This is a genomic window from Butyrivibrio proteoclasticus (assembly GCF_900115735.1).
In the GTDB taxonomy this organism is placed as follows: domain Bacteria; phylum Bacillota; class Clostridia; order Lachnospirales; family Lachnospiraceae; genus Butyrivibrio; species Butyrivibrio proteoclasticus_B.
The window spans coordinates 178,318-200,909 of the sequence record NZ_FOXO01000002.1; the positions used below are offsets into that span (position 1 = coordinate 178,318).

At 38.1% G+C, this 22,592-nt stretch carries 23 protein-coding genes; all 23 read left to right on the plus strand.

Annotated features, from left to right (window positions below; translation table 11 throughout):
* Positions 1 to 40 precede the first annotated feature (40 nt).
* On the plus strand, positions 41 to 2,098 hold the full coding sequence (gene flhA, locus BM146_RS02000) for a flagellar biosynthesis protein FlhA (protein ID WP_177201564.1): 2,058 nt from the start codon (positions 41 to 43) through the stop codon (positions 2,096 to 2,098).
* 1 nt (position 2,099) lies between these two features.
* Positions 2,100 to 3,341, plus strand: a complete 1,242-nt coding sequence (gene flhF, locus BM146_RS02005; RefSeq protein WP_074883581.1) for a flagellar biosynthesis protein FlhF — start codon at positions 2,100 to 2,102, stop codon at positions 3,339 to 3,341.
* A 23-nt stretch (positions 3,342 to 3,364) separates the two neighbouring features.
* Positions 3,365 to 4,300, plus strand: a complete 936-nt coding sequence (locus BM146_RS02010; RefSeq protein WP_074883584.1) for a MinD/ParA family protein — start codon at positions 3,365 to 3,367, stop codon at positions 4,298 to 4,300.
* Positions 4,301 to 4,317: 17 nt separating this feature from the next.
* A complete protein-coding gene (locus BM146_RS02015) occupies positions 4,318 to 5,040 on the plus strand; it encodes a flagellar brake protein (RefSeq protein WP_074883586.1) in 723 nt (240 codons plus the stop codon).
* 2 nt (positions 5,041 to 5,042) lie between these two features.
* A complete protein-coding gene (locus BM146_RS02020) occupies positions 5,043 to 6,113 on the plus strand; it encodes a protein-glutamate methylesterase/protein-glutamine glutaminase (RefSeq protein WP_083413358.1) in 1,071 nt (356 codons plus the stop codon).
* Between the two features lie 145 nt (positions 6,114 to 6,258).
* A complete protein-coding gene (locus tag BM146_RS02025) occupies positions 6,259 to 8,376 on the plus strand; it encodes a chemotaxis protein CheA (RefSeq protein ID WP_074883593.1) in 2,118 nt (705 codons plus the stop codon).
* A 33-nt stretch (positions 8,377 to 8,409) separates the two neighbouring features.
* Positions 8,410 to 8,904 carry a chemotaxis protein CheW gene (locus BM146_RS02030; protein ID WP_074883597.1) on the plus strand — a complete coding sequence of 165 codons (495 nt, stop codon included), beginning with the start codon at positions 8,410 to 8,412 and terminating at the stop codon, positions 8,902 to 8,904.
* Between the two features lie 13 nt (positions 8,905 to 8,917).
* Positions 8,918 to 9,550 (plus strand): chemotaxis protein CheC, encoded by a 633-nt coding sequence (locus BM146_RS02035; protein WP_074883601.1) that lies wholly within the window; start codon positions 8,918 to 8,920, stop codon positions 9,548 to 9,550.
* A gap of 14 nt (positions 9,551 to 9,564) precedes the next feature.
* Entirely contained in the window at positions 9,565 to 10,050 is a 486-nt protein-coding gene (locus tag BM146_RS02040; protein ID WP_074883603.1) for a chemotaxis protein CheD, read from the plus strand.
* Positions 10,047 to 10,391 carry a hypothetical protein gene (locus tag BM146_RS19115; RefSeq protein ID WP_143087400.1) on the plus strand — a complete coding sequence of 115 codons (345 nt, stop codon included), beginning with the start codon at positions 10,047 to 10,049 and terminating at the stop codon, positions 10,389 to 10,391. The genes BM146_RS02040 and BM146_RS19115 overlap by 4 nt, the downstream gene beginning before the upstream one ends.
* Before the next feature lie 26 nt (positions 10,392 to 10,417).
* Positions 10,418 to 11,191, plus strand: coding sequence for a FliA/WhiG family RNA polymerase sigma factor (locus BM146_RS02050; RefSeq protein WP_074883608.1), 774 nt, complete (start codon positions 10,418 to 10,420; stop codon positions 11,189 to 11,191).
* A gap of 12 nt (positions 11,192 to 11,203) precedes the next feature.
* Positions 11,204 to 12,781 carry a DUF342 domain-containing protein gene (locus BM146_RS02055; protein ID WP_074883611.1) on the plus strand — a complete coding sequence of 526 codons (1,578 nt, stop codon included), beginning with the start codon at positions 11,204 to 11,206 and terminating at the stop codon, positions 12,779 to 12,781.
* Between the two features lie 30 nt (positions 12,782 to 12,811).
* Complete coding sequence (locus BM146_RS02060; RefSeq protein WP_074883615.1) at positions 12,812 to 13,198, plus strand: hypothetical protein; 387 nt, start codon at positions 12,812 to 12,814, stop codon at positions 13,196 to 13,198.
* 66 nt (positions 13,199 to 13,264) lie between these two features.
* Entirely contained in the window at positions 13,265 to 14,266 is a 1,002-nt protein-coding gene (locus BM146_RS02065) for a DUF6115 domain-containing protein (protein ID WP_074883618.1), read from the plus strand.
* A gap of 14 nt (positions 14,267 to 14,280) precedes the next feature.
* Complete coding sequence (locus BM146_RS02070) at positions 14,281 to 15,093, plus strand: MltG/YceG/YrrL family protein (protein ID WP_074883621.1); 813 nt, start codon at positions 14,281 to 14,283, stop codon at positions 15,091 to 15,093.
* 279 nt (positions 15,094 to 15,372) lie between these two features.
* Positions 15,373 to 16,122 carry a 30S ribosomal protein S2 gene (rpsB, locus tag BM146_RS02075; RefSeq protein WP_074883624.1) on the plus strand — a complete coding sequence of 250 codons (750 nt, stop codon included), beginning with the start codon at positions 15,373 to 15,375 and terminating at the stop codon, positions 16,120 to 16,122.
* 87 nt (positions 16,123 to 16,209) lie between these two features.
* On the plus strand, positions 16,210 to 17,163 hold the full coding sequence (gene tsf, locus BM146_RS02080) for a translation elongation factor Ts (RefSeq protein WP_074883629.1): 954 nt from the start codon (positions 16,210 to 16,212) through the stop codon (positions 17,161 to 17,163).
* A gap of 183 nt (positions 17,164 to 17,346) precedes the next feature.
* Entirely contained in the window at positions 17,347 to 18,108 is a 762-nt protein-coding gene (gene minC / locus BM146_RS02085) for a septum site-determining protein MinC (protein WP_083413359.1), read from the plus strand.
* A 16-nt stretch (positions 18,109 to 18,124) separates the two neighbouring features.
* Positions 18,125 to 18,904 (plus strand): septum site-determining protein MinD, encoded by a 780-nt coding sequence (minD, locus tag BM146_RS02090; RefSeq protein WP_074883634.1) that lies wholly within the window; start codon positions 18,125 to 18,127, stop codon positions 18,902 to 18,904.
* A 17-nt stretch (positions 18,905 to 18,921) separates the two neighbouring features.
* Positions 18,922 to 19,200, plus strand: a complete 279-nt coding sequence (gene minE, locus BM146_RS02095; protein ID WP_074883635.1) for a cell division topological specificity factor MinE — start codon at positions 18,922 to 18,924, stop codon at positions 19,198 to 19,200.
* A gap of 59 nt (positions 19,201 to 19,259) precedes the next feature.
* A complete protein-coding gene (locus BM146_RS02100; protein ID WP_074883638.1) occupies positions 19,260 to 21,614 on the plus strand; it encodes an HAD-IC family P-type ATPase in 2,355 nt (784 codons plus the stop codon).
* Between the two features lie 63 nt (positions 21,615 to 21,677).
* Complete coding sequence (locus tag BM146_RS02105) at positions 21,678 to 22,121, plus strand: MarR family winged helix-turn-helix transcriptional regulator (RefSeq protein WP_074883640.1); 444 nt, start codon at positions 21,678 to 21,680, stop codon at positions 22,119 to 22,121.
* Positions 22,122 to 22,257: 136 nt separating this feature from the next.
* Positions 22,258 to 22,554 carry a metal-sensing transcriptional repressor gene (locus tag BM146_RS02110; protein WP_074883643.1) on the plus strand — a complete coding sequence of 99 codons (297 nt, stop codon included), beginning with the start codon at positions 22,258 to 22,260 and terminating at the stop codon, positions 22,552 to 22,554.
* Positions 22,555 to 22,592 lie beyond the last annotated feature (38 nt).

Here is a 22,592-nt window from a genome sequence, read left to right on the forward strand (position 1 = left end):
ATCATATATAAAAAATATTTCATGGAAAGGAGATAATGGCATGGATTTGAACAAGATGAGAAACAGAGTCTATGATTATGGTCTCGCTCTCTATATTGTAGCGGCTGTTGTAATGCTTATTATTCCCCTTCCTGACTGGATGTTGGATATACTCTTGGCATTTGATATGTCCTTATCGTTCGTTATTATGTTTACGGCAATGTTTGCAACAGAAGTTCTTCAAATGTCTTTTTTTCCAACAATTCTTCTCTTTACGACTATTTTCAGAATTGCTTTAAACGTTTCTTCTACAAGGCTTATTTTGACACAGGGAAGTGCAGGTCAGGTCATTACGGTGTTTGGATCGTTTGTTGGTGGTGGAGATCTTATTGTAGGCGCCATTATATATGTGATTCTTATCATTGTACAGCTCATGGTAATCAACAAAGGATCTGAACGTGTTGCTGAAGTTTCTGCAAGATTTACACTTGATGCTATGCCCGGAAAACAGATGGCTATTGATGCAGATCTTAATACCGGTGCTATAACAGATGCGGAGGCAAAAGAAAGAAGAAATAAGATTCAGGAAGAAGCAAGCTTTTTCGGAGCTATGGACGGTGCTACCAAATACGTTAAGGGAGATGCAACTGCCGGTCTTATTATCACAGCAGTTAACCTTATTGGTGGCATTGCTATGGGTGTTCTTAGAATGGGCATGGATGTAAATACAGCCATAAATACCTATTCAATTCTTACTATGGGTGACGGACTTGTAAGTTCTATCCCTTCGCTGATGATTTCAATGTCAACAGGTATACTGGTAACAAAGGGGTCAAAGGAGGCAGATTTTGGACATGCGCTCATAAATCAGCTTTTTGGAGTTCCCAAGACTCTTTATCTTGTTGGTGGTGTAGTGGCAGGCCTTGGCATTTTTTCTCCTTTACCTACACTTTTATACGTCTCTTTTGGAGCTGGTTTTATCCTTCTTGGAAGAGTGGCAAGTCAGACTATTGAAGAGGTTCAGACTGAATCTGAAGCCACAGCTACTGAAGAAGCTGCTGCCGAGGAGATAAGACAGCCTGAAAATGTAACAAGTCTTTTGCAGGTTGATCCTATTGAGCTTGAGTTTGGATATGGAATTATTCCTCTTGCTGATGTCAATCAGGGAGGAGATCTTCTTGACAGAGTAGTAATGATAAGGCGTCAGGTAGCGCTTGAACTGGGTACTGTTGTACCAATTATTCGTCTTCGCGATAATATTCAGTTGAATCCTAATCAATATATCATTAAAATTAAAGGTATACAGGTAAGTGATGGAGAAATTTTGTTTGACCATTACATGGCTATGAATCCGGGACACGTAGAGGAAGAAATAACTGGTATTCCAACTTTTGAACCATCGTTTCATCTGCCTGCTATCTGGATTACTGAAGGACAGAGGGAGAGGGCAGAAAGCTTTGGCTATACAGTAGTTGATCCTCCGTCTATTATAGCTACGCATCTCACAGAGATCATAAGGGAACACATTGCTGAACTTATGACCAGACAGGATGTTCAGAATCTTGTTGATAATCTCAAAGAAAATAATCCTGCTCTGGTTGATGAACTTGTTCCTAAACTTATGAGCCTTGGTGAGATTGAAAAGGTTTTACAGAATCTGTTAAAAGAAGGCATCTCCATTCGTGATCTTGTTACAATTTTTGAGACATTGGCAGATTTTGCCCCATCTACTCATGATCCGGATATATTAACCGAGTATGTGAGACAGTCACTTAAGCGGGCAATTTCAAATAAGTTTTTTATGCCTGGTGAGACAACAAGTGTTGTCACACTTGATCCCAAAATTGAACAGGAAATCATGAGCAGTGTAAAACAAACTGAAACTGGCGCTTATCTGACTCTTGATCCGGCAAGGACAAAGTCAATTCTTAATTCTGTTGGTGAGCAGGTAAGAAAACTTGAGGAAGCCGGTAAACAGGCAATTATAATGGCTTCGCCTATCGTCAGGATGTATTTTAAGAAGATGACTGAGGACTATTACAAGGATTTGGTTGTTATTTCTTATAACGAAGTTGAGGCTAACGTTGAATTACAATCTGTAGGGATGGTAACTGCATAACATGATTATTAAAAAGTATGTTGGAAAAACAGAGAATGAGGCTACAGAAGAGGCGAAAAAGGAGCTTGGGGCTAACATTGTTGTTATGAATGTTAAACCCATGAAAAAGACAGGCTTCTTTTCATTTTTTAAGTCTCAAAAAATTGAAGTTACAGTAGCTCTTGAAGATGAGCCGGAGATGCCGGTGGTCAGATCTGTTCCTTTGCATAAAGATATGGTTGTGAATAGCCAAAGGGATACAATTGCTGCTGCGACGCTTAATGCAACAAAACTTAGGGAAGACAAAGATATTAGAGAGGATAATAGTGCTATAGAGGAGAAACTTGATAATTTAAGTTCATTACTTGAAAAGAACTTTCTAAAATCCGAAAGAGATGTATCAGAACCTATTCCGGATCAAGCAGAAGATACTGCGGTAAAAACTTCGCAAAAAGCTGCTGTTTCTGAGGAAACGCTTTCTTTTATCAAACTTCTTTATAATACTCTTATCGAAAACGAGGTAGATGAGATATATGTCAATCAGTTGACTGATGAAGTTGAAAAAGTAAGCAAACCAGGTCTTCCTTTTGATTATGCTCTTGCAAATGTCTATCAGAAGATGGTTCTGAAGTTCGGAAAATCAGAACCGATTGATTTGGAAAAATCAGGTCCTCGGGCAGAAATATTTATAGGTCCCACCGGAGTAGGAAAGACGACTACGATTGCGAAACTTGCTTCTGAACTTTCTGTGCCGCAGAAAAAGAAAGTAGCTGTTTTAACTATTGATACATACAGAATTGCTGCTGCTGAACAGCTTCGCACATATGCTTCGATTTTGGAAATACCATTCAGGGTTATCTATTCAGTAGATGAAATGAAGCAGGCTGTAGAAGATTTTAAGGATTATGATTACATCATGGTTGATACAGCAGGGCATTCGCTCCACAATGATGAACTTAAACAGGATGTTGAGAGCTATATCAGAGCTTTGGAAGACATAATTGAATGTGAGAATTTCCTTGTTTTATCTGCGACAACGAAATACAGAGATCTAATTGAAATTGCTGATGCGTACTCAGAAATGGTGACTTACAAGCTTATATTCACAAAGATGGATGAAACCGGTGCTAAGGGAAATCTTTATAATGTTAGGATGCATACTGGTGCTCCAGTTGCTTATATAACAAATGGTCAGAATGTTCCTGATGATATAGCAGTGTTTGACGCGCAAAAGATCGTAAAACATCTGCTAGGTGGTAAGTGAGTAGTTCGACGTTGGGGTAAATTATGGATCAGGCACAACAGCTTAGAAATATAATAAAGAATTCCAGTAAGCCGGTTAGACCTCTTGCCAGAATAATAACTGTTACGAGTGGCAAGGGGGGAGTTGGTAAGTCGAATGTTGCTATTAATCTGGCAATCCAGTTCAAGAGAATGGGAAAAAGGGTTATAATTCTCGATGCAGATTTTGGACTTGCCAATATTGAGATAATGTTCGGAACTGTTCCGAAGCATAATCTGTGTGATTTGATTTACCAAGGTAAGAATATAAAGGATATTATTACCTGGGGGCCTGAAGATGTCGGATTTATATCTGGAGGCTCAGGAATCTCTGGAATGTATAACCTAAGCCGGGATTATTTGGTTTATATTATTGTTAACCTGGCTGAACTTGATGCAATAGCTGATATAATAATAATAGATACATGCGCGGGAATATCTGATGCAGTTATGGAATTTTTGGTTGCAAGTGGAGAAATTATTTTGGTGACAACTCCGGAACCTACATCCATAACGGATTCCTACTCACTACTTAAGGCCCTTAATCAATCACCTAGATTTTCCAGAGAGGACACTATGGTAAAAGTGGTGTCAAACAGAGTAACATCTGAAGATGAGGGACACCAGCTTTTTAACAAATTAAACACTGTTGTTACAAGATATTTGAAATTGCCATTAAATTACATGGGTGCAATACCTCAGGATCAGATGTTGGCAAGAAGTGTAATGCAACAGTCGCCGGTATCAATTGAGTATCCAAATGCAAAATCGACGAAAGCATTTGAGGCAATTGCTTCACAGCTCATGAATCCTGATGATGCAGCACTTATTAAGCCAAGAGGAATGGCGGCTTTCTTTTCACATATTATTACAGGAAGAAAACTTAGCACAGTGCCTTCGGCAAGTCCGAATAGTATTGGTAGCATACAAAATACACAATGATTGGAGATAACTATTCAATGCTTAGTGATTATATTTCGCCTGGAAATAAAGTAGAGTTAAAGGCTACTGGTAAGGTTTGGATGGAAGACGATTCAAGAACCAAGCACATATATATGAGTAAAGTGATGGATGTAACTTCTGATGACATGATAGAGGTATTAATGCCATTCGAACAGGGAAAGCTGGTACTTCTGCCTGTTGATGGTGAGTATAGTTTATGCTTTTACAGTAATAAGGGGTTATTCCAATGCTTTTCAAAAATTGTCGACAGATATAGAAGCGACAATATGTATATTCTTGTTTTAGATCTGACATCTGAATTACAGAAGCTTCAAAGAAGAGAGTATTACAGATTCAGTTGCGCTTTGGAATTAAAATCAAGAATTTGCACCAAAGAAGAATTGGAAGCATTTGAGAAGAACAGAAAATATCTTGTTGATCCGGGTGAACATCTTCAAAGAGCTGTTGTAGTAGACATAAGCGGTGGTGGTTTACGGTTCGTTGCTAACTTCAAATATGAAGAAGAAGATACGATTTACTGCTCATATAAACTCCCGGGTGCTACAAATGCTAATGATTATGAAATGATATGTAATGTATTAAAAGTTCAGGAGCTTGAAAACAGACCTGGACTTTATGAGCATCGTATTCAGTATCTGTTCATTGATGAGACTTCCAGAGAAGATATTATACATTTTATCTTCGAGGAAGAACGAAAAATAAGAAAGAAGCAAACTTAATTATGAAAAAAATTTTGATTATTGATGACTCTGCACTCATGAGAACTGTTCTAAGTGATATCATTAATTCAGATTCAAGATTCCAGGTGGTTGATAAGGCCAAAGACGGAGTTGAAGGTCTGGAACTTCTTAAAAAGAATAGTTATGATGCTGTCGTTCTTGATATCAATATGCCAAGGATGGACGGGATTACATTATTAAGAGAGCTTCAAAAGAATAAGATCAAGGCTAAAATCATGATGTCTAGTACAGATACTAAAGAGGGTGCAAAGGTTACAATGGATGCACTTGATTTAGGAGCACTTGATTTTGTCCATAAGCCAGACCGTGCATCAGAATGTCGTGGTGAAGATTTTACCAAACATTTTATTGAAACTCTTGCAGCAGTAGCAAACTCGAGAGCACCGCTACCTGCAAAGAATTTTTCTATTGAGGAAGTAAAGGAATCGAGAAAAGTAGTCGAACTTGTGAGCAAATCAGCAAGTAAGATTACAGGTAACAGGATTGTTGCGATTGCGTCGTCAACAGGCGGCCCAAGGGCTCTTCAATCTGTAATACCCAAGCTTCCTAAAAATCTTAAAGCACCTGTTGTTCTTGTTCAGCACATGCCGGAAGGCTTTACGGCTTCTCTTGCTGAGAGACTTGATTCTCTAAGTGAGGTAACTGTTAAAGAGGCGGCAGAAGGGGATGTTCTTGCTCCTGGATGTGTTTATATCTCAAAAGGTGGCAAGCACATGCATATTGTAAAGAATGGATCAAAGAGTGTAATTCATTACGTTGATGGTCCTACCAGAGAAGGAGTGAGACCTTGCGCTAACTTTATGTATGAGTCTTTGATGGATTCAGATTACGACGAAATTTGTTGCGTGGTCCTTACCGGAATGGGTGCTGATGGAACAGAAGGAATCAAGAATTTAAAATCCAAGAAGAAAGTTCATGTAATCGGACAGGAAGAAAGTACCTGTACCGTTTATGGAATGCCCAAAGCTGTAGCAACCGCTGGACTGGTTGATCAGGTTGTTAAACTTGAGAATGTAGCCCAGGAAATAATAATGAATGTCGGTGTGAATTGAGGGTTTTCATAATCTTTTAATACTTCTTTAAGTTTTTTTTCTGCATTCCTCCATTCAAAAAGCCGATATTATGTTCAAAAGTATGCGATAATAAAAGCATACTTTTGAAAGACCTATCACTTTTAAATATGGAGGTAAAGTTGTTATGGATGTTTCCCAGTATCTAAGTGTCTTTCTCGATGAAGCAAAGGAGCACCTTCAGTCACTTAATGATAACATTATGACTTTGGAGCAGGATCCTGAGAACGAAGATTGCATTAATGAAATCTTCCGTTCTGCCCATTCTATGAAGGGTATGGCCGGAACAATGGGCTATACCAGGATGCAGAATCTTACTCATGATATGGAGGATGTTTTCTCTGATGTTCGTAGCGGTAAGATAAAGATCAAATCTGCCGACATCGATGTTCTTCTTCAATGTCTTGATGCAATTCAGGGATATGTAGACAATATCACCGAGAATCAGGACGAGGGTACTGATGAACATCAGGATATCATAAAATCTCTCGCAGATATCAGAAATGGTGGTGGCGGCGGACAAGCTGCAGCACCTGCAAAGGCAGATAGTGCTCCGGCTGCTGAAGCTGCGCCTGCTGATGGACCTGCTGAAGGAGCTGACGGTTCTTCGGATTACAGGGCTATTCGCCTTGATCCGTCTGTTAAATCCACATTGGAAGAAGCTAAAAGTCAAGGCAAGAAAATCTATGGTGTTACTGTACATATACAGGAATCGTGTATTCTTAAAGCTGCCAGAGGTTTTCTTGTATTTAAGGGGTTGGAAGAAATTGGTGAAATAGCATGCTCAGAGCCCAATACCCAGGATATAGAAGATGAAAAATTTGATTTTTCCTTTAGTCTGATTTTGATTACGGATGAGTCAAAGGAAAAGGTTGAAGAAATAGTAAAGTCAGTTTCTGAAGTTGAAACCTGTGAATGTGGTGAATTTGATCCTAGCGGAGCGAAATCTTCAGAAGAAAAGGCAGAAAATGCACCTGCGGATGCTCCTGCTGAAACTAAGCCTGCTGAAACTAAGCCTGCTGCACCTGCTGCAGCAAAGCCTGCTGCTGCAGCTGCCGGAGGGGCAGGAAAGAAACCTGCAGGAAAGCCTGTAGTAAACAGAACTGTCCGTGTTGATATTGAAAAGCTCGATGTTCTCATGAACCTTGTAAGTGAGCTTATTATTGCTAAAAACTCACTTATATCAGCGGCAAACACATCTGGTGTAAGCAATGGTAATGTAAATGAACAGATAGAGTACCTTGAGAGTGTAACTACAAACCTTCATGAATCAGTTATGAAAGTTCGAATGGTTCCTATTGAGAGTGTACTTCAGAAATTCCCACGTATGATCAGAGATCTTAATAAGACTCTTGGCAAGAAGATGGAACTTACTATGACTGGTGAGGATACAGAAATGGATCGTACCGTTGTTGATGAGATTGGTGATCCATTGATGCATCTTATCAGAAATAGTGCAGATCACGGTATTGAATCAGCTGATCTTCGTGCTCAGCGAGGAAAGCCTGAAGTGGGACAGATTTTCCTTCATGCCTTCCAGGATGGGAACAGCGTTGTCATTGAGGTTGGTGATGATGGTAATGGTATTGATGCAGAAGCAGTTAAGAATAAAGCTATAGAAAAAGGCGTTGTATCTCCTGAACAGGCAGCTCTTTTGACAGAGAAACAGTGCGTGGAGCTGTTGTTCCATCCGGGATTTTCAACGGCTAAACAAGTATCTGAAATTTCCGGTAGAGGTGTTGGACTTGACGTTGTTAAGTCAAAGGTTGAATCACTTTCTGGTGAAGTAACAGTTAAGACTAAACTCGGCGAGGGATCAACCTGGATTATAAGACTTCCTCTTACACTTGCTATTATCCAGGCATTGATGGTTATCATTGGCGAAGAAAAATATGCGATTCCTCTTGATTCTATCCAAAGTATAGAAGATGTTTCACCATCAGATATAAAGTTTGTTGAAAACAAGGAAGTTATCAACCTTCGTGGTAGTGTTCTTCCTCTTATCAGATTAAGCGAAGTTCTTGATACTGAGTCTACTAAGGACCCGGAAGAGGATATGGTTGTTGTAATTGCCAGAAAGGGCGACCAGCTTGCAGGTCTTGTTATTGACGAACTCATGGGCCAGCAGGAAATCGTTATCAAGCCTCTTGGAAAGTACACTAATAAATGTAAGCTTATCAGCGGAGCTACAATCCTTGGCGATGGCGAGATTGCTCTTATCCTTGATACTAATTCTATTTTCTGATTTAAACCTTAAGTTTGATAAAGGAGAAAAAAGATGAACGAACTTAGAGATAATTCCGAGGTTGGAGAACTTATCCAGTATATTGTTATAAAAATTGATGATGAGCAGTATGGCATCAACATCAAGTTCATTGACAACATAGTTAGAATGCAGCAGATTACAAGGGTTCCGCAGGTTGATGAATACCTCAAGGGTGTTATCAATATTCGCGGTGAAATAGTTCCTGTCATGAGTGTTCGTATGAAAATGGGACTGACAGCTGACGAGATTACTAATAAGTCCAGGATTATTATCCTAAAGACTGAGTCGGGCGACCTTGTTGGAATAATTGTCGATCAGGTAAATCAGGTTCTTACGATCGATTCCAATAATGTTGAGAAAGTAAGATATGATGACAAGAAAGCAAAATCAAATACTTCATTTGTAAGTGGTGTTGGCCACTATGAGGGCGGTCTTGTTTCTATTTTAGACCTTGAAGCAGTTGTTTCTGATAAGGAAGCAAAAGAAAAAGCTGCTAATGCCAGCTGATGGAGGATAAATAATGGGAGAAATGAGTTTGGATAATTTATCCAATCAGTATTTTGATGTATTAAAAGAACTGGGTAATATTGGTGCAGGTAATGCTACCACAGCACTTGCACAGATGATAGGTACTAAAGTAGATATGTCAGTTCCACAGGTAAGGCTTCTTGATTTTAAAGATGTTGGAGACCTGATGGGTGGAGCTGAGAAAATAATGGCAGGTATTTATCTTGCAGTAGAAGGTGATATTGATGGAAGCATCATGTTTCTCCTCGGAAAGCAGGCTGCGAGACATCTTGTAGATAAGCTCATGGGAACTGGTGCAAAGCCGGAAGAGGCGGATTTTGATGAGGTTGAAGTTTCTGCGCTTAAGGAAGTGGGTAATATTATTACAGGCTCTTACCTTAATTCGCTATCAATGATGACAAATCTTAAACTTATTCCTTCCATTCCTTATGTTGCTATTGACATGGCGGCTGCTATACTCAGTGTTCCGGCAATTCAGTTTGGAATGATGGGAGATAAGATATTGCTGATTGAAACACAGTTTTTTGATGAATTAAAGCTTAGCGGATACTTTATTCTTTTACCTGATATGGATGGTTACAGTAAGATTCTCTCTTCACTTGGAATGGGAGATGTTTCATTTTAACGAAGGGGCTATTTATGAGTCAAATAATAAAGGTTGGAATGGCCGATCTGAATATTTGTGTCAGCCCTGACGGGATTACTACACTTGGACTTGGATCCTGTGTAGGAATTGCAATTAGGGATCCTGTAACCAAGATTGGCGGGCTTGCACATGTTATGCTGCCTGATTCAACGGAGATAAAGAACAATTCAAATATTCCGAAGTTTGCTGATACAGGAATCGAAGAGCTTGTAAGGCAAATTATTGCCAAGGGTGCAAGTAAAACACGTCTTGTGGCAAAAATTGCCGGTGGAGCGCAGATGTTTGCATTTCAGTCTGCGTCTCAGACTATGAGAGTTGGTGACAGAAATGTTGCTGCTTCATTGAAGAAGCTGAAAGAACTCAATATTCCGGTTCTTGCTCAGGATACAGGCGATTCATACGGAAGAACGGTCATTTTTTATCCGGAAAATGGTAACTATGTAATAAGAGCAGTTGGAAAACCGGAAAAGATTATATGAAAACCGATAATAGTGAATTAAAAAAGTTTAATACTAAAATAATAACTCCGCTTATAGTGCTTTTTAGTACGTCAATTATTGCTGTTTTTTCGTACTTGAAGCACTATCCCGTGAGGGATTGGTTCATGATTGTTTTCGCCACGGTTGTTATCTTTCTTGTGATAGGTCTTTTAACTGAAAAAATGATCACAAGATTTATTGAGATTAATTATGAGAAGGCTATGTCAGAAAAAGCGGAAGCTGAAAGACTGGAAGAAGAATCAAGGGCAGCCATGGAAGCGGAAGCAAATGGTGAAAGTGGTGTGAAAACAGATTCTTTGGAAGTAAAAGATATTATATAAAATAACAGGATTTGGGGATCTGATACATGGATGAGGCAGCAAGAAATAAGTTATGGACAGAGTATAACAAGTCAAAATCTGCTGATGTAAGAGAAAAGCTTATATTAGAATATGCTCCTTTAGTTAAGCTTGTTGCGGGAAGACTTAGTATGTACCTTGGTTTTAATGTTGAATATGATGATCTTGTTGGCTATGGGATTTTTGGACTTATCGATGCCATAGACAAGTTTGATTTGTTGAAGGATGTTAAGTTTGAGACTTATGCAAGCCTTCGTATTCGTGGTGCAATACTTGATCAGATCAGAAAAATGGACTGGATTCCCAGAACGATAAGGCAGAGACAGAAAAAAATAGATGCTGCTATAAGGGAAATTGAGAGAGATAGCGGACATGTGGCCACGGAGGCGGAAATTGCTGCCAAGATGGATATTACCGAAGATGAATACCAAAACTGGCAAAATCAGATGAAAGTTACCGGTGTGGTGTCTTTGAACGAGTTTATGGACCAGGGAGCTGACATTACTGAGGACGCCAATAATCACACTGCTGGTTTTGTTAAGCCTGAGGATGCGGTAGAAAAAGAAGAACTAAAAAAGATGCTGGCTGAATCATTGGAGCTTTTGACTGATAAGGAAAAAAAGGTGATTCTGTTATATTATTATGAAGAACTTACCTTGAAGGAAATCAGTGAAGTGTTGGAAGTTTCGGAGTCACGAATTTCGCAGCTTCATACAAAAGCTTTACAGAAAATGAGAAAAAGGCTGGGGGACTATTTAGGGATTATAACAAGCTCAAGATAAGGATGGATTGATATGCATGGTTATTTCCAATTGGTAATTACTGATAATGGGACAGGAATAAGAGTTTTTCCTCCAACAAATGGAGATGAGGCCCTTGATGTTAATTTTGTCCGTGATTATCTTGAAGACAGAAAAATACAATATGATGTTGTTGGTTTAAAAGATGCTGTAACAAAGGCTGCGGATGATGTTGTTATCATTACTGCGGCTAAGATTCTGCCGGAAAGAGAGAGCGTAAGTTTTAATCTTTCTAAGGATCATATGACTGTTACAGCTGTTTTTTATCCTCCTACAGAAGGTGCGGAACTTTTGACCGAAAAAGAACTTAGGGATACTTTGACGTACAATAAGTATACCTATGGTATTCAAGACGAAAATATTAAAAAATTTTTTGAACATAGAGAATATTGTAAAGAAATACTTATCTGTCAGGGAAAGCCGGTTAAGCAAGGACAAAATGCAAGTATTGAATATCATTTTAATACCAATTTAAGAGCTAAACCTACTCTTCGTGAAGATGGAAGTGTTGATTATTTCAATCTGAATCTTATCAATAATGTTAATGAAGGAGATCTTCTGGCAACCTTGCATCCTGAAATCCCTGGTGAGCCTGGCGTTAATGTCTTTGGAGAAAACATAAAACCGGCTACTGTTAAAGCAACTTTTATCAAATATGGAAAAAATACAGTATTATCCGAGGATAAGTTGACGTTACGCGCGGAAAAATCAGGCCATGTAACGATAAAAGAAGGAAAGATTACTGTTTCTGATGTCCTTACGCTTGATAATGTTGATGTCTCAACCGGAAATATTGATTACGAGGGAAGTGTTGTTGTAAAAGGGGTTGTTGCAACAAACTTTTCCGTTAAAGCCGGAGGTAATATTGTAATAAAGGGAATTGTAGAGGGTGCAACTCTTGATGCAGGCTCTGATGTTATTTTGGAGTGTGGCGTAAAAACCGGAGGAAATATAATTGCCGGCGGAAACGTAGTTACAAAGTTTATAGAAAATGCTACAATAAAAGCAAAGGGTAGTGTTACTAGTGAATGCATACTTCATTCAAATGTCTCTTCCGGAACTGAAGTAAATGTCACTGGTAAAAGAGGCTTTATAGCAGGTGGTAAGGTTGTAGCTGCTGATAAGGTAACGGCCAAGATCCTTGGATCTGAAATGGGAGCGAATACTATAATTGATGTGGGTTCAGACCCACAGCTTAAGCTTCGTCTCAAAGAACTTCAGAAAAATATTGCTACAGCACAAAAAAATATTGAAAGCATTAAACCGACAGTCGATGGTTTTAGCAAAATGCTTAAGGCTGGAGCTAAGTTTTCTCCTGATCAGGTTGCAAATGTAAAAAAACTCATTGAGATGAACAGAACATTAACTGCAAATATAAATAATGATTCCGAAGAATATAATCAGCTAATGGAAAAATTACAGGAATCCAAGGATGCTGAGGTTATTGTTGAAGGGACTGCATTTCCCGGAACTACCGTTAACATTGGGGAATTGTCAATGATAGTTAAAAAGCCGGTGAAGTATAGCAGATTTGTTGTAAAAGAAGGCGATGTAAGACTGGCACCTATTTAAGGGGGAGGGTGCAAACGGAGGAGAATATTTATGTCAATTAACCGAATTGATTTTGGGGTAATTGCAGCTTCCAATGAAGTGTCCCATGTTAAAGCTGCCGAGGATTCACGTCCAATTATGGATAGACAGAATTTTCAGACTCAGTTCAATGAACAAGTCGACAATCAAAAGAATTCTGTAAATGAAAAAGATGATGTAGGCCAAGGCGAGATGAATTCTGATGCCCAGGGTAAGGGCAGCAATGAGTATATGGGCGATGGCGGAAGGAATAGAAAGGGATCTAAAGAAGAAAAAAAACCAATTCTAGAGAGGCAATTATCTGTTGAAAAAATGGAAAAAATGGCCAGTAATATGATGGACAGAAATGGAAAACCTGTAGATCTTAGATTGTCATCGGGATTCGATTTGAAGATTTAAGGTTTCTATATTATAATAAAATATCGAATCAAAATAATTTTTTTATGGGGCATGTGGGCGGAGACAATGATAAGTATCACTGAAATCGTATTAATTGTCGCTGGATTTGCGGCGATCATATTGGGGTATCTTCTTCCTGCAACTAGAGAAATTGATGAAGGGGAGAAATCGCTCATGGAGAGGGAGATTCGTGAGCTTGTTCGTCGTGAAGTAGAAGATCAGAAAGAAACCATTGAAAACATGGTTGATGATTCAGTTGATATTTCTTTGGATAGAACGGAACGCGCGATGGAGCGCATATCTAACGAAAAGCTTTCTGCTATTGGTGAGTATTCTGACACAGTCATAAATGATATCCATAAAAATCATGATGAAGTAATGTTTATGTACGATATGCTTAATGATAAGCATAAAAATCTTACAAGTGTAGTCTCTGAAGTTGCAAAAAAAACCGATGAAGCCAAGCAGGCTGTTTTGGATGCTGAGGCAACAGCACGAGAAGCTGCAGAAAAAGCAGAATCATTAAAAAGTATACAGGAAGTTGTAACGCCTGACAGGCATTTGAGAGCAATTCTCCTGGATGAAGATAAAGATACTTTGAGTGGTATACAGATTCCTTATAAAGAAAAGAGTGCACCTCCTCCTGTTCCAAAGGCAGAAAAGCAGGTAGCTGCACCTAAGATTGATAAAAAACCTTCAGTCGAAAGCGGCTATATTGATAAGGGAAATATAAAAGACCTTAATGAACTTGGTTCGATACCTGCTCAGTTTATTTCAAGAACACAGGCTGCAGGTCTTCATGTTATAGGAAATACAGGTACAGAGCAATCTGAACCTAAAGATATAGTAAGTGCAAAAGTTGTATCAATATCTGAAGGTAAGACGACAAATCCGGATAGAAATATGAGGGAGCTTACAGCGATTGATCCTGCATCTCAAAATAAGCAAATAATAGAAATGCATAAGGCAGGAAAATCCAATATGGTTATTGCCAGAGAACTTGGTCTTGGTATAGGAGAAGTTAAATTAGTTATTGACCTTTCGAATAAACACAGGAAAGTAAAATAAGGAAGTTAAGGGGAATGAATTTGAAATATTATCTTCGGGGTATAGGAATTGGAGTTATTCTCACAGCGATAATAATGGGATTTGCACTGGGAGGCAGAAAAGCCACCATAAGTGATGCTCAGGTAATTGAGAGAGCAAAAGAGCTTGGAATGACAGAAGGTGGTGTACTTACAGCAAGTTCAGGAGAGGCAAATAATGATGCGGCATCTTATGCGTCTTCATCCGTTAAGGCATTGGATGAAGCAGGAGAAGAAATATTTGAAAAAGTCGACGAAACAGTCGCTTATGCAAGTGAATCTGTTTCTGAAGTGGTTGAAGAAAAGGAAAAAACAGAAGTTAAGAAAACTGAGGAGAAAGCAGTTGCTGAAAGTGCTTCTGAATCATCAACAAAAGACAATAAACCGGTAAGTGATCTTGCAGCCGTAAAATCAGGTGTCAGACCGGCTACGGATTCAGCCGAAGCTTCAAGTACGCTTATATCAACTACAGATATTGAAGAGGATGCTGCTTCAGAAGCTGTAAGTGCTCCGGAGGTAAAGGACACAAATACAGAAAATGCAAATATAGATAATACAAATCAGGATTATGCTACACAAAATACTGATGGTGTTTCGTTAAATACGGAAACAAAAACAGTTACAATTCCCAGTGGACTTGGATCTGATGGTGTTGCAATTGTCTTGTATAACGAAGGCGTTATAGATAATGCCACTGTGTTTAATAAATATCTTGTGGAAAATGGAAAAGACAGACTGATCAGATCCGGAACAAAAGTGATACCTGCAAATGCTACTTATGCAGAAATTGCTGCTATTATAACAAAATAATTAACAAAAACCTGTTTCATATGAAATGGGTTTTTTTATTAATTTTGTGTTGAATTATATTTTTGTCTATGATAATATTATAAAGCTGTGTGGATGGGGGTATTATGCCTTGTTGCACAGGCTGCCGATTGGCAGTAACCAAAATATGCACGTATATTTAATTCCTGATATGGTGTCAGCAGAGTGCTGATCTGATCGGGAGCCGCCTGTCTGATAACGCGCGGATGGGAACTACGGCCAGGAGTATACGGAAGATTTTAACCAAATGGAGGTAATAACATGAGCGTTGTATCAATGAAACAGTTACTTGAAGCAGGTGTTCACTTTGGACATCAGACAAGAAGATGGAACCCTAAAATGGCTCCTTACATCTTCACAGAGAGAAATGGAATCCACATTATCGATCTTCAGAAGTCAGTTGTAAAGGTTGATGAAGCTTATAAGGCTGTATTTGAAATTGCACAGCAGGGTGGAACTATCCTTTTTGTTGGAACAAAGAAGCAGGCACAGGATGCAGTTAAGACTGAAGCTGAGCGTTGCGGAATGTATTATGTAAATGAGAGATGGCTTGGTGGTATGCTCACAAACTTCAAGACAATCCAGAGCAGAATCGCAAGAATGAAAGCTATCGAGAAGATGCAGGAAGATGGAACATTTGATGTTCTTCCTAAGAAAGAAGTTGCTCAGCTTAAGAAAGAGCTCACAAAGCTTCAGGCTAATCTTGGCGGAATCAGAGATATGAAGAGAATTCCTGATGCTATCTTCGTTGTAGATCCTAAGAAGGAAAGAATCTGCATTCAGGAAGCAGAGTCACTTGGAATCACACTTATCGGTATCGGCGATACAAACTGTGATCCTGAAGAACTTGACTACATCATTCCTGGTAACGATGATGCTATCAGAGCTGTAAAGCTTATTGTTGGCAAGATGGCAGATGCTGTTATCGAAGCTAATCAGGGGGCAGAGTCTGATGCAGCAGCTAACTATGTTGCAGAAGAAGCTGTAGAGGCTGAGGAAGTTACAGAGTAATCTGTTTTTGAATGGAATTAAAACGCAGTCAATCATTTTTGGTTGGCTGCGAATTTGAATAAATATAAAACATCGGAGGATAAATTAATGGCTATCACAGCAGCATTGGTTAAAGAGCTTCGTGAGTCAACTGGCGCAGGTATGATGGAGTGCAAAAAAGCTCTTACAGAGACTAACGGAGATATGGACGCAGCAGTAGAATACCTTAGAAAGAATGGTATCATGAAGGCTGAGAAGAAAGCTAGCAGAATTGCAGCTGAAGGTCTTACAAGAATTGCTGTTAAGGATGACACAACAGCAGCAGTTGTAGAGGTTAATTCTGAGACTGACTTCGTTGCTCAGAACGATAAGTTCCAGGCATTTGTTGAGGCAGTTGCAACACAGGCTGTTAATTCAGATGCTAAGGATATGGAATCATTCCTTGCTGAAAAGTGGAATCTTGATGAGTCTAAGACTGTTAATGATGCTCTTGTTGAAATCACAGCAGTTATCAGTGAGAAACTCAGCATCAGACGTTTTGAAAAAGTTGTTGCTTCAAACGGTATCGTAGTTCCTTATGTTCACGGTAATGGTAGAATTTCTGTTATCGTTGAGGCTGAGACAGATGTTGTTAATGATGACATCAAAGAAGCTGTTAAGAATGTAGCTATGCAGGTTGCAGCTCTTAGCCCTAAGTATGTTGCTTCTGAAGACGTTTCTGAGGAATACAGAAATCATGAGAAGGAAATTCTTCTTGCTCAGGCTCTTAAAGAGAATGAAGAACTTCCAGAAGGAAAGAGAAAACCTCAGGAAATCATCGAGAAGATGCTTATCGGACGTCTTAACAAAGAGCTTAAGGAGATCTGCCTTAATGAGCAGGTATATGTAAGAGCAGAGGATGGAAAGCAGACAGTTGGTCAGTATATTGCGCAGGTTGCTAAGAAAAACAATGCTAAGCTTTCTATCAAGAGATTTGTTCGTTTTGAGACTGGTGAAGGAATCGAGAAGAAGAACGAAAACTTCGCTGAAGAAGTTGCTAAGCAGGCAGCTGGAATTAACTAATCTTTTTATTTAATAAAACTAATGGGCTTGGTTTCTTTTATTCTAATTCAGAACGGAAACCAGGCTCATTTTATTTATTGGTTGATTATTAACCTTTTGTGGACGTAAATTCGTACTTTGATTTTAAGAACTAATGTTTTATACTGTATAGGTATGAATTTTTGATAGATTGGTGGTGAAATATTGAATCAGGCTGTTACGATAAAGGGCACCAAATCAGGAATAATACTGGTTCTTGATAAAGAAACGCCATTTGAAGATATAAAAGTTGAGGCTGCTAAAAGATTTGAAGAGGCATCCGGCTTTTTAGGCCATAACGCTATGGGACTTATAGTGAGAGGCCGTAGACTTTCTGAACAGGAAGAAAATGAAATAGTAAATATTATTACAGAACATTCACAATTAAGAATTGTTTGTGTTATAGATGAAGAATCTGAAGCGAAGAGATTATTTGAATCCGTCAATTCTCCAGATAAGGAATCAGTTGAGGAAAATGTATCTGCAGATTCAGAAACTGTTGAGCAGATTGTGCATGACTATAGTAATAATGCTTTGATCTATAATGGAAACCTGCGATCAGGACAGGATATATCCTGTGAGCAGAATGTAGTTATACTTGGTGATGTTAAACCTGGCGCAAGTGTTGTTTCTTATGGAAGTATTTTTATATTAGGTGAACTTAGAGGAAATGCTTTCGCTGGCGCAGGTGGAGATAAAAATGCTTTTGTTATGGCGCTTGATTTGAATCCTTTGCAGGTTAGGATTGCTGATTCGATTGCTATTTCACCTGATGCTGAAAAAAGTACAAAATTCAGGTTGAGAAAGAAAAAACTACTGGCAAATGCTGATAGTAAAAGCAATGAGCCTGAAGTGGCATATATTGAAAACGGCCATATAGTTAAAACATCATATGGTCCGGCATTTTTAAGACAGTTGAACAAATAATAATTGGAGGAATGATATGGGAGAAGTCATAGTAGTTACATCAGGCAAGGGTGGTGTTGGAAAGACAACCACTACTGCCAATATTGGTACAGGTTTAGCAAAGCTTAATAAAAAGGTTGTTCTTATCGATACAGATATAGGACTTAGAAACCTTGATGTAGTAATGGGTCTTGAGAATAGAATAGTTTATAATCTTGTAGATGTAATCGAAGGGAATTGTAAGCGCAATCAGGCTCTTATCAGAGACAAGAGATATGAGAATCTTTTTCTTTTGCCGGCAGCTCAAACTAAGGACAAAACAAGTGTTACTCCTGAGCAGATGAAAAAACTCACAGAAGAGTTGAAGGAAGAATTTGATTATGTAATTCTTGATTGCCCTGCAGGTATAGAACAGGGATTTAAAAATGCCATTGCAGGTGCTGACAGAGCACTCGTAGTTACAACGCCTGAGGTATCTGCTGTTCGTGATGCAGACAGAATCATTGGATTATTAGAGGCTAATGAAATCAAGAAGACACATCTTATTGTTAATAGATTACGTGCGGATATGGTTAAGCGCGGCGATATGATGTCAGCTGATGATGTTATTGATATTCTTGCTGTTGATCTTATAGGTCAGGTTCCTGATGATGAGAGTATTGTTGTAGCTACAAATAACGGTGAACCACTTGTTGGTGATAGTTCACTTGCAGGACAGGCTTACATGAATATTTGTCGTAGAATTGAAGGAGAACAAGTACCATTTCTTGATTTGGATCCAAAGAAAGGAATTTTTTCTTGGTTTAAGAAAAAATGATAAGAGGGGGAATCTTTATGAAGATATCAGATATTTTCAAGAAAAAATCTTCCAGTGATGTTGCTAAGGATCGTCTTAAACTGGTTCTTGTTTCTGATCGCGCGTCATGCTCACCTGAAATCCTTCAGAAGATCAGAAGTGATATCATAGAAGTACTTTCAAAATATGCAGAAATTGATATGGAAGGAATAGATATCAATATTACAAATGTTGATACAGAAACAAATGATGGCAAAACTGTTCCGGCTTTATATGCTAATATTCCTATCAAGAATATGTCTCATAATCTTAAGTAATATTAACCCCGGAAAGATAGCATGCTTTCCGGGGATTTTTTGTAAATGGGGATTACAAAATGGATAATACAAATTATGGCCTTAGTTCTGCAAAAGCAAAAGAACTGTTTGTTTCCGGAAAAGGCAATATTCAAGTTGATAATACTGCAAAGACAACAGTGGATATCATTAAAGAGAATGTTTTCACATATTTTAACCTGATTTTCTTTATTATGGCAATATTACTTATCTTATCAGGTGCGTTTAATTCACTTACTTTTCTGCCGATTATAGTATGTAATTCGTTAATTGGAATATTTCAAGAAATAAAAGCCAAAAAAGTACTTGATAAGCTGAAAGTAATAAATCAGTCTAAAGCTGTTGTTATAAGAGATGGAGAAGAGACTTCCATCCCGATTGATAAGCTTGTTGTGGGTGACTATGTTGTCCTTTCATCCGGAAATCAGATATGTGCTGATGCAATTGTTGTTGAGGGAGAAGTTTCTGTTAATGAAGCTCTTTTAACGGGGGAAGCTGATGAGATAAGCAAAGGAATAGACAGTGAACTTATGTCCGGTAGTTTTGTTGTTTCCGGAAAATGTATAGCAAAGCTCACAAAAGTTGGGGCTGATTCGTATATATCAAAGCTGATGCTGAAAGCCAAAAACATGACTAAAGCATCGAAATCAGAAATGGTAAAAGCGATTGACTATATTGTTGCAGCTGCAGGACTTCTTATTATTCCTATTGGTATAGCGCTTTTTTGCCAAAGTGTATTTATTCAGGGGAATTCTTTTTCCGAAAGCATACCTTCTATAGTTGCTGCTCTTATCGGGATGATACCTGAAGGACTATATCTTTTGCTTAGCATAACACTTGGTCTAAGCACTGTCAGACTTGCTAAAAAGAAAGTAATGCTTCATGACATGAGGAGTATCGAAACACTTGCACATGTTGACACAATTTGTGTAGATAAGACCGGAACAATAACAGATAACGATATGCTTGTAGCAGAAGCAATTCTCTCATCAGGATCCAGAGAAGATAAACAGCTTTTAGATACCTATTGTAATTTGCTTTCCGAATATTTGGGATGTCTTCCTGATGATAATATTACAATGCATGCTCTGGAAGAGTATTTTGGTTTTACAACTAGCAGAAGTTGTGTTTCTTTTCAGCCTTTTTCTTCAAAATATAAATACAGTAGTGTCGAATTTGATGATGCAAGATATGTTTTGGGAGCGCCTGAGTTTTTGTTAAAAGGAGAAATGTCTTCATATCAGGATATGATTGAGTGTTATGCCAAAAAGGGACTTAGAGTTTTGTGTTTTGCCCAATATGATGGTGAGACGGGAGATGTTCTTGACGGACGTCTTACGCATCCGCTTTTATTTATAACCCTTAAAAATCCTATAAGGGAAGCTGCATTTGAGACATTTAAATATTTTGATAAACAAGGTGTGGATGTGAAGGTGATATCAGGAGATAATCCTGTTACTGTTTCTGAGGTTGCCAAAAATGCGGGAGTAAAAAACTATGATAAATATGTAGACGCAAGTACTTTGGATGACAGTGATATTCCCAAAGCTGTAAGAGAGTATTCTGTGTTTGGAAGAGTATCACCGGAGCAGAAGCAGAAAATAGTAAAAGCACTAAAAAAAGATGGCCATATTGTTGCTATGACAGGTGATGGAGTTAATGATATTCTGGCTATGAAAAATGCAGACTGCTCAGTCGCTATGGCATCTGGTTCTGAAGCAGCTGTACAGGCAGCACAGGTTGTACTCCTTGATAGTGATTTTTCACATATGCCTAAAATAGTTGCAGAGGGTAGAAGAGATATTAATAATATTGAAAGAACAGCTACGTTGTTTTTGGTTAAAAACATTTTCTCGCTTTTACTTGCTGTTTTTTCAATTATAAATGTATTGGTATATCCTTTGCAGCCATCGCAGATAACTATTGTAAGCCTCGTGAATATTGGAATTCCGGGATTCTTTCTGGCTATGGAGCCCAATAATAAAAAGATAGAAGGACATTTCCTGTTTAAGGTTTTGCTTAAGGCGATGCCTGCGGCACTTACTGATTTTTTTGCAATAGCAGCTCTTGTTGTTTTTAGCAATACTTTTGGTGTAGAACAGACCGATGTATCTGTAGCGGCAACATTCCTTCTGGCTATAGTTGGCTTTATTATTCTGGCAAATATTTCGTCGCCACTAAATAATTACAGACTTAAAGTAATAATTGGCTGCATGATAGTTTTTGTGTTGGGAGCAATATTCTTTAATGATCTGTTTTCAATTTCTTATGTATCAAAACCTTGTATAATGCTTTTTGTATTATTTGCTATTGCAACAGAACCATTTATGCGATACCTTACTAAATTGTTTAGATTTATAGAACTTAAATTTCAGATTATTTTTTTGAAAAAATAATTAGTATTTTTTGAATAATAATGTATAATTAAATAGCATAAAATTATATTTAGGAGTTTATTTATGACAGATAATGAAGAAAAATATGAATCATTAAAGCTTGAAAATCAGCTTTGCTTTCCTCTATATGCATGTTCAAAGGAAATAATCAGAAGGTATAAACCTTATCTTGACAGGATTGACCTTACTTATACTCAATATATTACTATGATGGTTATGTGGGAGAAAAAAACAGTTAATGTTAAGACTTTAGGAGAGTGCCTTTATCTTGATTCCGGTACACTTACTCCTGTACTAAAAAAACTTGAGTCAAAGGGCTATATTACAAGGGAAAGATCCAGTGAAGATGAGAGAAACCTTGTCGTTTCTATTACTCCGGATGGTGAAAAGCTTAAAGATGAAGCGATAAGCATACCTTCATCAATTGGTTCATGTGTAAAATTGTCTGAAGATGAGGCTAAAATTTTGTATAATCTTTTATATAAGATTATAAGAAATGTTAGATAATCTTTATTGATTTTTTTTGCGGATAGAAATATAATAAATTTCGGCTTGATGTGCGGTTTTGTTGGACTTTTATATTAGCTTGTAATCAAAAGTCAAAAAATTAACGAAAACGCACATTGTTTTTTGGAGGTTTTTTATGAGTTCTCATACCCATAATCATCACCATGATCCCGCAAAAATGAAAGCTATTGTAAACCGTCTGTCAAAAGCGATCGGACATCTGGAGTCCGTAAAGAGGATGGTTGAAGATGACAAGGATTGTACTGAAGTACTTATCCAACTTGCAGCTGTAAGGTCGGCAATTAACGGCTGCGGAAAAGAGCTCCTTAAAGAGCATATAAGTCATTGTATAGTTCATGCGGTTCAGGATGGAGATGAAGATGCTGTCAATGAGTTAAATGACGCCATCGATAAATTCTTAAAAAATTCATGAGCTAAAAAAATTTGAAAAAGCATTTGAAAGGGGTGAAA